Source organism: Bradyrhizobium sp. HKCCYLRH2060 (assembly GCF_051168135.1).
GTDB lineage: Bacteria > Pseudomonadota > Alphaproteobacteria > Rhizobiales > Xanthobacteraceae > Bradyrhizobium.
In genome coordinates, this window is sequence record NZ_JBNPUK010000009.1 from 173,282 (window position 1) to 187,735 (window position 14,454).

Annotated in this window: 14 protein-coding genes; 4 read left to right on the forward strand and 10 right to left on the reverse strand. The window is 65.8% G+C overall.

The window, feature by feature from the left end; all coding sequences use genetic code 11:
• Positions 1 to 95: 95 nt before the first annotated feature.
• A complete protein-coding gene (locus tag ACQR10_RS19060) occupies positions 96 to 1,268 on the reverse strand; it encodes a phosphoserine transaminase (RefSeq protein WP_316217479.1) in 1,173 nt (390 codons plus the stop codon).
• Positions 1,269 to 1,412: 144 nt separating this feature from the next.
• Positions 1,413 to 1,703 (reverse strand): hypothetical protein, encoded by a 291-nt coding sequence (locus ACQR10_RS19065; RefSeq protein ID WP_315803323.1) that lies wholly within the window; start codon positions 1,701 to 1,703, stop codon positions 1,413 to 1,415.
• A 106-nt stretch (positions 1,704 to 1,809) separates the two neighbouring features.
• Between ACQR10_RS19065 and ACQR10_RS19070 the strand changes: the two genes are divergently transcribed.
• Positions 1,810 to 2,796: an aldo/keto reductase gene (locus tag ACQR10_RS19070; RefSeq protein WP_316217480.1), complete on the forward strand. Its 987-nt coding sequence runs from the start codon at positions 1,810 to 1,812 to the stop codon at positions 2,794 to 2,796.
• Positions 2,793 to 3,644, forward strand: coding sequence for an amidohydrolase family protein (locus tag ACQR10_RS19075; protein ID WP_316217481.1), 852 nt, complete (start codon positions 2,793 to 2,795; stop codon positions 3,642 to 3,644). The genes ACQR10_RS19070 and ACQR10_RS19075 overlap by 4 nt, the downstream gene beginning before the upstream one ends.
• Here ACQR10_RS19075 and ACQR10_RS19080 read toward each other — a convergent pair whose 3' ends face one another.
• The 4 genes from ACQR10_RS19080 to glmM form a co-directional block, all read right to left on the reverse strand.
• Positions 3,645 to 4,100: a GNAT family N-acetyltransferase gene (locus ACQR10_RS19080; RefSeq protein ID WP_316177616.1), complete on the reverse strand. Its 456-nt coding sequence runs from the start codon at positions 4,098 to 4,100 to the stop codon at positions 3,645 to 3,647.
• Between the two features lie 28 nt (positions 4,101 to 4,128).
• Complete coding sequence (locus tag ACQR10_RS19085) at positions 4,129 to 4,956, reverse strand: outer membrane protein (RefSeq protein ID WP_434890756.1); 828 nt, start codon at positions 4,954 to 4,956, stop codon at positions 4,129 to 4,131.
• Positions 4,957 to 5,147: 191 nt separating this feature from the next.
• Positions 5,148 to 5,990 carry an outer membrane protein gene (locus tag ACQR10_RS19090; RefSeq protein WP_316217483.1) on the reverse strand — a complete coding sequence of 281 codons (843 nt, stop codon included), beginning with the start codon at positions 5,988 to 5,990 and terminating at the stop codon, positions 5,148 to 5,150.
• Between the two features lie 397 nt (positions 5,991 to 6,387).
• Complete coding sequence (gene glmM / locus ACQR10_RS19095; protein ID WP_315803317.1) at positions 6,388 to 7,740, reverse strand: phosphoglucosamine mutase; 1,353 nt, start codon at positions 7,738 to 7,740, stop codon at positions 6,388 to 6,390.
• Between the two features lie 404 nt (positions 7,741 to 8,144).
• Here glmM and ACQR10_RS19100 point away from each other — a divergent pair, with 404 nt between their 5' ends.
• Positions 8,145 to 9,281 carry an alpha-hydroxy acid oxidase gene (locus ACQR10_RS19100; protein WP_315803316.1) on the forward strand — a complete coding sequence of 379 codons (1,137 nt, stop codon included), beginning with the start codon at positions 8,145 to 8,147 and terminating at the stop codon, positions 9,279 to 9,281.
• Between the two features lie 57 nt (positions 9,282 to 9,338).
• Here the strand turns inward: ACQR10_RS19100 and ACQR10_RS19105 are convergent, their stop codons facing one another.
• The 4 genes from ACQR10_RS19105 to ACQR10_RS19120 all read right to left on the reverse strand — a co-directional run bounded on the left by ACQR10_RS19105 (position 9,339) and on the right by ACQR10_RS19120 (position 13,180).
• Positions 9,339 to 9,917, reverse strand: coding sequence for a hypothetical protein (locus ACQR10_RS19105; protein WP_315803494.1), 579 nt, complete (start codon positions 9,915 to 9,917; stop codon positions 9,339 to 9,341).
• Between the two features lie 144 nt (positions 9,918 to 10,061).
• Complete coding sequence (locus ACQR10_RS19110; RefSeq protein WP_316217484.1) at positions 10,062 to 10,904, reverse strand: shikimate dehydrogenase; 843 nt, start codon at positions 10,902 to 10,904, stop codon at positions 10,062 to 10,064.
• A gap of 116 nt (positions 10,905 to 11,020) precedes the next feature.
• Positions 11,021 to 12,784 (reverse strand): SulP family inorganic anion transporter, encoded by a 1,764-nt coding sequence (locus tag ACQR10_RS19115; protein WP_316217486.1) that lies wholly within the window; start codon positions 12,782 to 12,784, stop codon positions 11,021 to 11,023.
• A 93-nt stretch (positions 12,785 to 12,877) separates the two neighbouring features.
• Positions 12,878 to 13,180, reverse strand: a complete 303-nt coding sequence (locus ACQR10_RS19120; protein WP_315757334.1) for a helix-turn-helix domain-containing protein — start codon at positions 13,178 to 13,180, stop codon at positions 12,878 to 12,880.
• 500 nt (positions 13,181 to 13,680) lie between these two features.
• Here ACQR10_RS19120 and ACQR10_RS19125 point away from each other — a divergent pair, with 500 nt between their 5' ends.
• On the forward strand, positions 13,681 to 14,106 hold the full coding sequence (locus ACQR10_RS19125; protein WP_316217487.1) for a CVNH domain-containing protein: 426 nt from the start codon (positions 13,681 to 13,683) through the stop codon (positions 14,104 to 14,106).
• Positions 14,107 to 14,454 lie beyond the last annotated feature (348 nt).

The window sequence follows — 14,454 nt, forward strand, 5'->3', positions numbered from 1 at the left end:
GGGCAAAGCGAAGCGTGCCCACCGCTCTCTCGCGTCAGGTGAGATAATTGGTGGGCACCGCGCGTTGCGCCTTTGCCCACCCTACGCGGAGCGCCTCAGGCGGCCTTCGGCAGCGCGGCCTTGGCCTCGGCGAACGCCCAGTCGATCCACTGCGTCAGCAGCGCGACGTCGCTGGCTTCCACCGTGGCGCCGCACCAGATGCGCAGGCCAGCCGGCGCATCGCGATAGTGTGCGAAGTCGAAGCCGGCGTTTTCCTTCTCGACCAGCGCCACCAGCTTCTTGGCGAACTCCGCCTGGGCATCGGCCGACAGCGATGTGATCGCGGGATCGATGACCTTGAGGCACACCGAGGTGTTGGAGCGGATCGCGGGATCCTGCGCCAGGAAGTCGATCCACGGCGTCCGCGCCTTCCAGTCGGCCAGCACCTTGGTGTTGGCGTCGGCGCGGGCGATCAGCGCCTTCAGGCCGCCGATCGACTTGCCCCAAGTCAGCGCATCCAGATAGTCCTCGACGCACAGCATCGACGGCGTGTTGATGGTCTCGCCCTCGAAGATGCCGGCATTGAGCTTGCCGCCCTTGGTGAGGCGGAAGATCTTCGGCAGCGGCCAGGCCGGCTTGTAGGTCTCGAGACGCTCGACTGCGCGCGGCGACAGGATGAGCATGCCATGCGCGGCCTCGCCGCCGAGCGCCTTCTGCCAGGAGAAGGTAACGACGTCGAGCTTCGGCCAGTCAAGCGGCTGGGCGAATGCAGCGGAGGTCGCATCGCAGATGGTCAGGCCTTCACGCGTCGCGCTGATCCAGTCGGCGTTGGGAACGCGGACGCCCGAGGTGGTGCCGTTCCAGGTGAAGACGACGTCGCTGGCCGGATCGACCTTCGACAGATCCGGAATCTCGCCATAGCCGGCATGCAGCTTGGTGACATCCTTGAGCTTGAGCTCCTTGACGATGTCGCTGACCCAGCCTTCGCCGAACGATTCCCAGGCGATCGTAGTGACGGGCCGCGCACCGAGCAGCGACCACAGCGCCATCTCGACCGCACCCGTGTCGGACGCGGGCACGATGCCGATCTTGTAGTCGGCCGGCACTTCGAGAACGTCGCGCGTCAGCTCGATCGCCTGCTTGAGCTTGGCTTTGCCGACCTTCGCGCGATGCGAGCGGCCGAGGGGAGCGTCCTTGAGATTTTCGGAGGTCCATCCGGGACGCTTGGCGCAGGGGCCGGAGGAGAAATGCGGCACAACAGGCCGCTGCGAGGGCTTCGCTACAGTCATCGTCTATCCTTCCAGATAGTAAGCCTCCCGTTGGGGGGAGGTGTCCCGCCCCGGTGATTACGGGAAGGGTCGTTCCGCGTCAAGGAACTTCGCGCGCTCGCGCCGGCGTTCACGCAGTCGTGCTGGCATGCAAGCGAATGCAATTCATTCCGGCGCGGCACCGACGGGCGACTGGCCAGCCGGAGGACGATGCAGGAAGGTCATCGAGGCGTAGGCGCCGATCCAGGAGCCGACCGCAGCGAACGCGACGTAGATCCAGTTCTCCGTGTAGCTGATCACGGCGAATGACGAGAGCATGTACCAGATCGAGCTCCAGGTCGCGGCCGATACGCGCCGCTTGGCGACGACCGCCGACGTGAACATCACGTAGACCGCGTCGGTCGCCGCCGTCGCCAGCACGACTCCGAAGGCCGTCAGTGGATTGATCGCCGACATCGTCCCCTCCTCTTCGTTGTGCTGCACCATGCGACGTCATTGTTTCGTCGAACGCATCCATGCACAATGACGCGATCTGCACGCGCCGAACAACAAGGATAGAAGAATGGAACGCGTCCGTCTCGGGAGGAGCTCGCTCGACATCACCCGTCTCGGCCTCGGCACGGCGCCGCTCGGCGGCCTGTTCGCGCCGGTCAGCGATGGCGATGCCGAAGCCACGATCGCCGCGGCGTGGTCGCGCGGCGTGCGCTTCTACGACACCGCGCCGCTGTACGGCTTCGGCCTCGCCGAGCAGCGGCTCGGCGCGTTCTTGCGCCGGCAGCCGCGCGACAGCTACGTGATCTCGACCAAGGTCGGCCGGCTGTTGCGGCCGGACGCGACGGCCTCGGGCGAAGACCCGCACTACAAGGGCACGCCGCCGCTGCGGCCACAATTCGACTACTCCTATGACGGCGTGATGCGTTCGGTCGAGGAGAGCCTGGTCCGGCTCGGCCTGGATCGCATCGACATCCTGCTCGTGCACGATCCCGACGATCACTACGACGCGGCCGTGGCCGGCGCCTTTCGCGCGCTGCAGCGGCTGCGCGACGACGACAGCATCAAGGCGATCGGCGCCGGCATGAACCAGTCCGAGATGCTGGCGCGCTTTGCCGAAGCAGTTCCGGTCGACTGCTTTCTCCTGGCGGGCCGTTACACGCTGCTCGACCAGGGTGCGCTGACGGCGCTGTTTCCGATCTGCGAGAGGCAGAACATCGCCATCATCCTCGGCGGCATCTACAACAGCGGCATCCTCGCCAATCCTCATGGGCCGGCGAAGTTCAACTACGAGGATGCCGATGCCGCCCTGGTGGCGCGGGCACGCCAGCTCGACGCGCTGTGCAGGCAGCACGGCATCGAGCTCAAGGCGGCCGCGATCCAGTTCTGCCTGGCCCATCCCGCGGTGACCGTCGGCCTGCAGGGCGCGCGCAATGCGCAGGAGGCGGCCGACAACATCGCGCTGGCGCACGCGCCGATCCCACCCGCGTTCTGGCGCGACCTGCGCGCCAGCGACCTGGTCGACGCCCGCGCGCCGCTGCCGGGAGAGGCGCCATGAGCCGCGTCATCGATGCGCATCAGCACTTCTGGGATCCCGGTCGCGCCGACTATCCATGGATGGCCGGTGACGCGCTGGCGCCGATCCGCCGGCCGTTCGGTCCCGCCGATCTCGCCCCGCTGCTCGCCGAGAACGGTCTCGACGCCAGCATCCTGGTGCAGACCCGGTCGTCGCTCGACGAGACCGAGGAATTCCTGCGCATTGCCCATGCGACGCCGTTCGTCGCCGGTGTCGTCGGCTGGGTCGAGCTGACCGATCCATCGGTGGGACCAACGATCGACCGACTGCGCGGCCTGCCCGGCGGGGACAGGCTGGTCGGCATCCGCCACCAGGTCCATGACGAGGCCGACCCGGCATGGATCTTTCGCGGCGACGTCAGGCGCGGCCTCGACATCGTGTTCGCCCGCGATTTGACCTACGATCTGCTGGTGCGCACGCGCGAGCTGCCGGCGGCGATTGCGACGGTGCGCGCTTTTCCGAGGGCGCGCTTCGTGCTGGACCACGCCGCCAAGCCGCCGATCGCCACCGGCTTCGATCAGGACTGGGCCGATCGCATCGCCGAGCTCGCGGCCTGCGGCAATGTCTGGTGCAAGGTGTCGGGGCTCGCCACGGAAGCCGTCTGGACCGACTGGGACGCGGAGCGGCTGCAGCCCTATGTGACACATGTGGCGCGCTGCTTCGGCGCCGACAGGCTGATGTTCGGCTCGGACTGGCCGGTCTGCCTGCTCGCCGGCAGCTACCGTGAAATCAAGCAGGCGCTCGAGCACTGCCTGACACAGCTCGGCTCGGACATCCGCGACAAGGCGTTCGGCCCGAACGCCGTCGCGGCCTACCGCCTGCCGCGCTGATCAGAACCGCATCACCATGCCGAAATGGCTCTTGGCGAAGCCGAGCCGCCCGTAGAAGCGCTGCGCGTCGGTGCGGCTTTGATGCGTCATCAGCTCGACCAGATTGCAGCGCTGCTTGCGCGCCTCGGCGATCGCCCATTGCAGCAGCTGCTCGCCGATGCCGCGGCTGCGGCGGTCGGTGGCGACCCGAACATCCTCGACCAGCGCGCGCGACGCACCTTGCGAGCTGAGCCCGGGCAGGATGCAGAGTTGCAGGCAGCCGACCACCCGGCCCGCCTCCTCGGCAACGATCAGGGTGATGTTCCCATCCCGCGCGATCGTCTCGAACGCGTCGTAGTAGGACTGCGGCAACGGCTGCTCGAGGCGTTCGCGCGCCCGACCGAGATGATCGTCGGCGAGCATGGCGACAATGGCAGCGACGTCGTCGCGCTGCGCAGGACGGATGCTGATGGACATCGGCATACAGGACAGGCTTGCAATCAGCTCAGAACTTGTAGCCGAGGCCCGCGCGCACCGTATTGATGCTGGTGTCGACCGTCGAGGTGAAGCGGACGTATTCGTATTCGGCCCGCGCAAACAGGCCGCCGACCAGATTGACGTCGACGCCGAGACCGGCGCTGTAGCCGTAGATCAGGTGATTGTGCTGAAGGTTGTTGGCGCTGAGCGGCGCAAGCGGCGTGTAGGTGCCGAGAAAGGTCGTGCTGACCCGGTCCTGAACCGTCACGGACTGGCCGATATCTGCGTTGCCGAGTGCAAGGCCGAAAAATGCGTAGGGCAGGAAGCAGCCCATCGCATAGCCGGCACGACCGCGGATCGTCGCCATGTCGGTGATCGAGATCTGCGAGGACTGCGTCGACGTCACGGCGTGGAAGTTGCCGTCGGTCAGTGCGGCCGTGCTGACGAGCGTGCGGCTCGAAGAGGCCATGCCGCCGTATTTGCCGTGCAGATAGCTCGCCTCGACGCCGAGCACGACGTCGTCCCACTGACTGTTGTAGCCGACGAAGGCGCCGAAGCCCGATGCGCGCGAGGATTGCTTGCCGAGGTTCGGGTTCCAGGACGAGACCTGCATCTGGCTCTCGATCAGCGTGTTGGCCAACACCGCCGCCGTCATGTTCTTCGTCGAGCCGTTGAAGTTCTCGTCGGACGAGCCGTAGCCGCCCTGGACGCCGACGTAGTAGCCGTCCCAGTTGACCCGCGAATTGTTGAGGCCCTCGGTCAGGCCACCGCGCAGGATCGGAAGGTCGGCCAAGTCCGCGGCCTGGGCCGCAGAGATCATGCCGCACACCGAAACCGCCACCACCAGGCTACGCATCGCAACGCTCCAATCAGCACTTGACTCTCTGTTCCGATCATCGCGCGTTAACCTTAATCATTCGTTGTCGCAGCGCCCTGCACGGAAATTCTTTCAGCGGAATCGCGCGCGATTCGCCCGATCAGAAAACGCAAAAACGGCGCGGGAGGCCCGCGCCGTTCGTTCGATTGCAGTGAGGACGATCGCTCGACTCAGCCCTTGCGGATCAGCGCCGGCATGGGCGGCGGCGGGGGCTGGTCGAAGTTCCAGCGCACGCCGAGCTTCAGGTCGTGCGAGGTGATGTCCTTGAACTTGAAGACGTTGCCGGTGGTGTTGCCGACATAGTCGGACAGGACGCCGGTCTGGCCTTGGCCGAGATCGACGTAGCTGTAGGCCAGCTCCAGCACCAGGTTGGGATTAACGTTGTAAGCCAGACCGGCATGGGCCGCCCAGGCGAAATTCCATTTCGAGGAGGTCGGCGCCGTTGCGAAACTGGTGGTCGTGAACGGCAGGTTGTTGATGCCCGTGTCGGTGAAGTTCGAGACCGTCACCCGCGCACCACCGACGCCCGCGCCGATGAACGGCGTCACGCACCACCAGGTGCCGAGATCGACATAGGCGTTGGCAAGCACCAGCCATTCCGACTTGCTGCCGCTGTAATTGTCGATGCCGCTATAGGGCACGCCGCCCGCCGTCGCGTTGAAGCGGTCGGTGGCCTTGAAGTTCGAATTGCCGCGATACTGGCCGGTGACGTCGGCGCGGAACCAGCTGTTGAAGCGATAGCCGACGCCGACGCCGTAGATGCCCGCGGTATCGAACGCCGAGGTCTGATTGAACGACGTCATCGGCGTGTAGGCGGATTCGCGCGAATAGTGAACGTCCTTGACCTTCTGATTGCTGAAACCGATGTCGCCGCGCAGGTACCAGCCACCGAAATCGGCCGCCGGCGGCGGCGCGTAGACCGGAGGCGGCATGATGGGCATGTCGGCCGCAAAGGCCAGAGTGGAAAACAGAGAGGCCGCTCCGGCGGCGATCAAAGACATAACGCTACGCATTGGCTTCGTCCCTTTGGCCGGTGAGGCAATCGAGAACCAGGCCCCACATCACAACTGACGGCCGTACAATCGCACCAAATGCTTAAGCGGCGCTTAACCCTAATAATTAAGGTTGATTTTCCATGAGCGAGCGGGAACCGTTAACGGCCGGACAACTCATCCTAACAGATCGTTAGCGGCTGCGCCGGGCGGTGCAGGCAATGCGAACTAATTAGTCGACCGACCCGGCTCATGGCGAAGCCATGCCTTCCAAATACCGATCCGCCGTACGAAATGGTTGAACGACGCGATCAGAAGCATCCTGGCGACGTACTCGGACGCGAGAAGATCGTGAGCCAGCAAAAAGGCCTGCCATCTGACGATGACAGGCCACAATCGAAAATATGATCGCCGGTGATCAGGCGGCAGCAGCCGCCGCATTGCCCACCGCGGCCACGATCTCGTCGACGACCTCCTCGACCAGGTCGCGGTCGTCGCCCTCGCCCATCACGCGGATCACCGGCTCGGTGCCGGAGGAGCGCACGAGCAGTCGGCCATGGCCGTTGAGGCGCTTCTGTCCGGTATCGATCGCCGACTTCACCTCGTCCGCGTCGAGCGGCTTGCCGCTGCGATAGCGCACATTCTTGAGGATCTGCGGCAGCGGATCGAAGCGGTGGCAGACCTCGGACACCGGACGGCGCAGCCTCTGCACCGTCGCCAGCACCTGCAGCGCGGCGACGAAGCCGTCCCCCGTGGTCGCGTAGTCCGAGAGAATGATATGGCCCGACTGCTCGCCGCCGAGATTGTAGCCGTCGGCCAGCATGCGCTCGAGAACGTAGCGGTCGCCGACCGGCGTGCGCACCAGTTCGAGCCCCTGCCCCTGCAGGAAGCGCTCGAGACCGAGATTGGACATCACGGTCGCGACGATACCGGCGCGCGCCAGGCGGCCGTCCTCCTTCCAGCTCTGCGCGATGACCGCGAGCAGCTGGTCGCCATCGACGATGTGGCCGCGCTCATCGACCAGGATCACGCGATCCGCGTCGCCGTCGAGCGCGATGCCGATGTCGGCGCGCATCTCACGCACCTTGCGGCACAGCGCCTCCGGCGAGGTCGAGCCGCATTCCTTGTTGATGTTGAAGCCGTCCGGATCGACGCCGATCGAGATCACGTCGGCGCCGAGCTCCCACAGCGCCTCGGGCACGACCTTGTAGGCCGCGCCATTGGCGCAATCGACCACGACGCGCAGGCCGTCGAGCGAGAGGTCGCGCGGCAGGGTGCGTTTGGCGAATTCGATGTAGCGATCGTGCACGCCGTCGATGCGGCGGGCGCGGCCGAGGCTCGCGCTCTGCGCCAGCTTCTTGTCGAGCGATTCATCGAGCAGTTGCTCGATCTGCCTCTCGACATCGTCGGACAGCTTGAAACCCTGCGGCCCGAACAGCTTGATGCCGTTGTCCTCGAACAGATTGTGCGAAGCCGAGATCATGACGCCGAGATCGGCGCGCATCGACTTGGTGAGCATCGCGACCGCCGGCGTCGGCATCGGGCCGACCAGCAGCACGTCCATGCCGACCGAGGTGAAGCCGGCCACCATGGCGTATTCGATCATGTACCCGGAGAGGCGCGTATCCTTGCCGATCACCACGCGGTGGCGGTGCTCGCCGCGCTGGAACAGAAGACCTGCGGCCTGCCCCACCTTGAGCGCGAGTTCCGGCGTGATCAGGCCGTTGGCGCGGCCACGAATCCCATCGGTCCCGAAATAGTTACGGCTCATATGACCCCCAGCAACGGCTTCTGGATTTCGTTACCGGCGGGTGCGAATCACGGGAGCCGCCCTGCCGGTCAGCCCGCGGGTTATAGTCGCCTTAAGGCTAAGATGGCTTCAAAAAATATGATGAATCATTACCACGAAACCGCCATAGCCTCTGTAAGCCGTTGTTAAGGCTAATTTTTCATTCGACCTGACGGCTCCGGAGGGCTCGCCCGCCGGAGCCCGCCGCAGCCGGAATGTGCTCGCTCCGGCAGCCCCGACGTCGTGTTGCGTGACGCACGCAGTTTGCCCTGCCTTGCCCAGACGCCGTTGCGGTTCCCAAGTTGGATTTGGCAGGCGCCGCAAAGATGCTAGATGACTGCCCCAGCCTTAAGAAACGAGACGCCGGTGGGGAGCCGAAGACCGCGATGAAACACGTCACCTGCATTGAAGACCTGCGCCTGCTGCACAAGCGCCGCGTGCCCAAAGCCTTCTTCGACTACGCCGATCGCGGCTCCTATGCCGAGGAGACGCTGCGCGCCAACCGCGACGATCTGCAGAAGATCAAATTCCGCCAGCGCATCCTGGTCGACGTGTCCAAGCGCGATCTGTCGACGACGATCCTCGGCGAGCCCGCGTCGATGCCGCTGATCCTGGCGCCGGTCGGCCTCCTGGGCATGCAGCACGGCGACGGCGAGATTCACGCCTGCCGCGCGGCGCAGGCCGCCGGCATCCCGTTCACGCAGAGCACGATGTCGATCTGCTCGATCGAGGACATCGCTGCTAGCGTCGAGAAGCCGTTCTGGTTCCAGCTCTACGTCATGAAGGACCGCGGCTTCATCAAGGCCCTGGTCGAGCGCGCGATCGCCGCGAAGTGCAGCGCACTATGCCTGACCGTCGACCTGCAGGTGATCGGCCAACGTCACCAGGACATCAAGAACGGCATGAGCGTGCCGCCGGAATGGACGCTGTCGAAGCTGTTCGATTTCGCGATCAGGCCGGCCTGGGTGCAGGGCGTGCTGCAGGGCAAGCGCCGCACGTTCGGCAACATCGCCGGCCACGTGAAGAACACCGAGGACCTGACCAAGCTCTCGGCCTGGACCGCGGCGCAGTTCGACACCTCGCTGAACTGGAAGGACGTCGACTGGATCCGCTCGATCTGGCCAGGCAAGCTGATCATCAAGGGCATCCACGACATCGAGGACGCCAAGCTCGCGGCCGCCACCGGCGCGCAGGCGCTGGTCGTCTCCAACCACGGCGGCCGCCAGCTCGACGGCGCGCCGTCCTCGATCCACGTGCTGCCCGGCATTGCGGAAGCAGTCGGCGACAAGATCGAGATCATGTTCGATGGCGGCATCCGCTCCGGCCAGGACGTGATGCGCGCGCTCGCGCTCGGTGCCAAGTCCTGCATGCTCGGCCGTGCCTATGCCTACGGCCTCGGCGCCGGCGGCCAAGCCGGCGTCGCCAAGGCCATCGACATCATCCGCAACGAGCTCTTGACGACGATGGGCCTGTGCGGCGTTAACACGGTGGCCGAGATCGACCGCAAGGTGCTGGCGGATTAGGCGGAGCTGGGTCGAGGGTCTAAGGGGAGAGGGAGCGCACCGTGCTCGCGGCGCCGCTCACATCGGCGGCGTCAGCCCATCGCGGCCGACGCTGACGCGGCTGGTCTCGAGCGAACCGTCAGGCAACGGCTTGACGATCGCGATCACCTTGGCGCCGGCTTTCAGCTCGGACTTGTCGCCCGGCACGAAGGTGACGATCGGCGTGTCCGGCGCGATGTCGACGCGCTTCTCGCCGCCCTTGTACTTGACCAGCAACGTATGACCGTCGGTCGAGACCGAGCTTTCGGATACGGTGGCGTTGGTCATGCTCGAGTTCGGCTTCAGGTCCCACGACCGCGAGCCTTCGCCCGTGCCGCGCATGTCCTCGGGAAAAATGTGGATCTCGACCGCCTTCGGCGCGCCGTCCGGGCCGGGCACCGTGGTGGCGCCGATGAACGAGCCCAGCTTGATGTCGGAAAGCTGCGCCTTGACGACACCCGAGACGCGCAGATCACCGGCCATGCGGAGCTTGAAGATCTCGCCGCTGCGGGCTTTCACCGTCATGGTATCGGCGTCGACGCTTTCGATGGCGCCGCGCACGCGCGTCGGCACTGGCGCCTGCTGCGCGATGGCGGTCAGCGACGCCGCCGCAACCATTGCGAGCGCGGCGACCGGACGGATCAGAACGAGACGGGCAGACATGCTGAAAACTCCGAGGGCTCGAGAGACGCGTTCCGCGCTCGTATCGGAGACGCGGGCATCTGACGAGTGAAACGCCGGAGAGGGCCGCTCATTCCACACTCAAGCCCTTGTGAGATCAGCCTCGACCAACGCGCGCAGTTCGGGCGTGACCTGGGGGCGGCGGTGGAACCACAATTCGAAGCCGCGCACCGCCTGGTGCAGCAGCATGCCGAGCCCATCGGCGGTGCGCAGGCCCCGCGATCGCGCGGCGCCGAGCAATCGCGTCTCCAGTGGCACGTAGACGAGGTCGGCGACCACGGCGTGCGGCGACAGCAGATCGACGTCGAGCTCGAGCGGCGGCTGGCCGTGCATGCCGAGCGAGGTGGTGTTCACGAACAGGCCCGCGCGCGGCAGCAGCGCGCCGACGCGATCCCAGCCTTCGGCAACGACCCGGTCGCCGAACTGATCAGCCAGCGCCTGCGCGCGCGCAGCGGTGCGGTTGACCACATGGACGCGGCCGATGCCGCGCTCGAGCAGACCGAACACGACGGCCCGCGCCGAGCCGCCGGAGCCGAGCACCAGCGCCTCGTTGGTGCGGTCCCAGCCCGGGGCGGCGGCATCCAGATTGCCGATGAAGCCTTCGACGTCGGTGTTGGTGGCCCGCAGGATGTGGTCCTCGTACCACAACGTATTCGCGGCGCCGACGGCACGGGCGCGCGCGTCCGGCTCGGTCAGCTCCAGCACGCGCTCCTTGTGCGGAATGGTGACATTGGCGCCGACGAAGCCGCGGCGGTCGAGATGCGTGACGAAATCCGCTAGCTCTTCCGGCGGCACCGCCTCGATGGTGTAGCCGCCGGCAATGCCGAGCTCATGCAGCCAATGATGATGGATCAGGGGCGAGCGCGAATGCGCGGCAGGCCAGCCGATCAGGCACGCAGCGCGGGGTTTGGCGGCGACGGTCATGGCCGTGACATCGGACAAGCTCCGGCCGGAGTCAATGCTGCGGGCAGTCGAACCGGCCGCGACGACGAAGCCGGCCGTCGGTGCGCCTCGGTGGAGACCGGCGCGCGAGGCCGGACTCAGCTCGCCGCCAGCCCGTCGGAGATGTCCTCCTGCGGCGTCTCCTTGCCCTTGATGTCGGCGACCGCGCGCTCGATGGTCTCGCGGAAGCGCACCAGCGGCGGCCGCACGCCGTGGGTCAGCAGCGCCCGGCGCACGGTCGGTGATGCGCCGGTAATGAACAGGCGGATGCCCTGGCGCCTGGCCTTGGCGGCGACGCGGCTCATGGCGTTGGCGGCTGTCGAATCCAGGAACGGCACCGCTGCGAAGTCGACCACGAAGGCCTTGCGGCGGTCGGCGATCGAGTCGAGCACGGTGCCGACGGTCGAGGCGGCGCCGAAGAAGAACGCGCCGGTGATGCGATAGACCAGCACGTCCTTGTCGGCGCTGAGCTTCGGATTGTACGGCACCCGCGCCTCATCCTCGAAGTCGGCGCGGTCCTTTGCGGCCAGAGGCGACCCGCCCTCGACGCCGGTCATCTGCGCCATGCGGTTGATGAACAGCACGGCGCCGAGCGCGAAGCCGACCAGGATGCCCTCGGTGAGATCGCGGAAGATCGTCAGCCCGAAGGTTGCGAGCAGCACCGTGGCATCGCCCCAGGACGATCGGATCAGGGTGGCGAACTCGTGCTTCTCGGCCATGTTCCAGGCGACAACGACGAGCACCGCGGCGAGCGCCGACAGCGGGATGTAGCTCGCCAGCGGCGCCGCGATCAGCATGAACACCAAAAGAAACAGCGAATGCAGCATGCCTGACACCGGCCCGCGCGCGCCGGCGCGGACGTTGGTCGCGGTGCGCGCGATGGTTCCGGTGACACAGATGCCGCCGAACAAGGCCGAGCCGATATTGGCAAAGCCCTGCGCCACCAGCTCGCAGTTGGAGCGATGGCGGCGGCCGGTCATGCCGTCGGCGACCACGGCCGAGAGCAGCGACTCGATCGCCCCGAGCAGCGTGAAGGCAATCGCATCGGGAAACACCGCCTGGATCTTGGCAAGCGAAAACGCCGGCAGCGCCGGTGCCGGCAGCTCGCGCGGGATGCCGCCGAAGCGGGTGCCGATGGTCTCGACGGGAAGCTGCAGCGCGTAGGTGATGATGGCGGCGACCACGACCGCGATCAGGATGCCGGGCCAGGTCGGCCGCAGATGCTTGAGGCCGACGATGATCGCGATCGACAGCGCGGCCGTCGCGACCGCAGGCATGGTCGCGGTCGGCGCGCCATGCGCGAGCGCAGCGAGCTTCGGGATCAGCTCGCCCGGCTCCTTGCCCGCAAGCGTGATACCGAACAGATCCTTCAGCTGGCTGGCAAAGATGATGACGGCGATGCCCGCGGTGAAGCCGACCGTGACCGGATAGGGAATGAACTTGATGTAGGTGCCGAGCCGCAGATATCCGGCGATCACCAGCATCACGCCGGACATCATCGCCGCGATCAGCAGGCCATCGAGACCCTGGCGATCGACCGTCGCAGCGACCAGCACGATGAAGGCACCCGCGGGACCGCCGATCTGAAAGCGGCTGCCGCCGAGCAGCGAAACCAGGAAGCCGCCGACCACGGCGGTGTAGAGGCCGCGCCCCGGCGAGACACCGGAGGCGATCGCGATCGCCATCGACAGCGGCAGCGCCACGATCGCTACCGTCAGGCCCGCCAGCGCGTCGGCACGAAAGTCGCTGAGGCCGTAGCCCTCGCGCAAGACCGTCAGGAGCTTGGGGGAATAAAGCTCGGCGAAGGTCGGCTCATGATGTCCGACCCGCCCGTGCGAACGGCGTTCGTTTGCGATGCTCATGCCGACCACGCTCCCGTCGCCTCATCGGACCGCGGCGCAGCCGACGATGCGTCCCACACGAAGCGCTCAGGAGCCCCGTGGCGCGCGATGAGCCTAGCTCGCGTCATCGCGCACAATGTCAGTTTGACGGCCCATGCGGCGAGGCGGCCCCGGGTCCTTCAGGCGAACACCACGCCCGCCATTCTCACTGCGGGAATGCTCACCGATCAGATCCACGCCCGCACGATTGAGCGCATCGACGACCTTGGTCAGCGAGTCCACCACGCCGCGGACGTTGCCCGTGGAGGCTTCCATCCGCTGGATCGTCGGCAGCGACACGCCAGCCAGCTCGGCCAAGGTTCTCTGATCTATCCCGAGCAGCGCTCGCGCTGCCCGCATCTGGAACGACGTGATCACGATGGCCTCACGTGGCAGACACCATAAATGATGTCTGAGACAAAGACAATGATGTAAAATACATCATACTTGCCAGGATGCAAGAGCCAGCACGGCGAGGGCTCCTGGGGCGATGACCAGCACCGGCAAACCGATCCAGCGAGACGGCGCGAGGCTGGTGGCGGCGACGATGGGCTCTACTCGTTGCCAGGTGCAGCTCGCGGGTCCGCGGAGGATGTCGTGTTCGGTTTTCCATGACGCCTGATACATGGCTCTGGAGATGATCACTGGTCGCGGCGACGAGCGCCGATGATCGACGCCGACCAGCACTCACGGTCCCTGCATCTTGCGATCGTCCAGCCGTTGCCGGGGCGCGTGTCTCGGCTGGTTCACGATTTGCTGAGCCGTGCGAAAAAGGGCGTCGAGGGGATTGCGTGTTACGGCAACGACACACTAAGGTTGTATTGTTTTCTCGTTACTATCAATAGTTACAAATTGATCTTTCAGAAGGACATACGCAAATGACCATGCATCGCATTTCACTCTCGCTCAGCGCAGCAGCCTTGTTGATCTCCGGCCTCACCGCCGTTTCGGCTGCGGGAAATCCTCCGGGCTCATATGAGAAATCCTGCTCGGCGATTTCGGTCGAAGGCACCACCCTCAAGGCCAGCTGCAAGACCTTCAACGGCCAATCCATGCAGACCGAGCTGCCCTACTTCGCGTCCTGCGTCGGCGATCTCGGCAACGTCAACGGCACGCTCGCCTGCGCGGGCCCGAACGGCTCCTATGCGCTGACGTGCGAGGACTCGGTCGTCAAAGGCGACACCTTGTCGGCCCGGTGCAAGAAGAAGGACGGAAAGTTCATCAACACCACTCTCAAGGGCTTTCAGGGATTCCAGGGCAATATCAACAACTGTGACGGCGAGCTCCGGAACGGCAGTTGTTAGTTAGCAAGCCTGCGACCTGAGCAAGCGCAACCGTGGGCGGCAGCGAGCTGCCGGTTTCGGGAGTTGGTTATCGCGGCTTCTCAGGCTGCGGCTGCTGACCTCGGGAGTTTGCTACGGCTCCAGCCGCATCGCATATTTCAATGCGATGCGGCTCTTTCCGCTTACGTCAGGGCTGTCGCATATCGAAGGGCTCCCAAGCGCCACTGCCACAGCGCCACTGCACATGCGGCAGGCCGCCGCTGCGGCGCGCCTGACAAGCCGCAAGAAGCCGGCCCTCGCCAATGCGGCGAATTCGAAGTCCGATCAGCTTGGGTCGTACTTCAAATCCAACGCCGCACAGGACCGCGG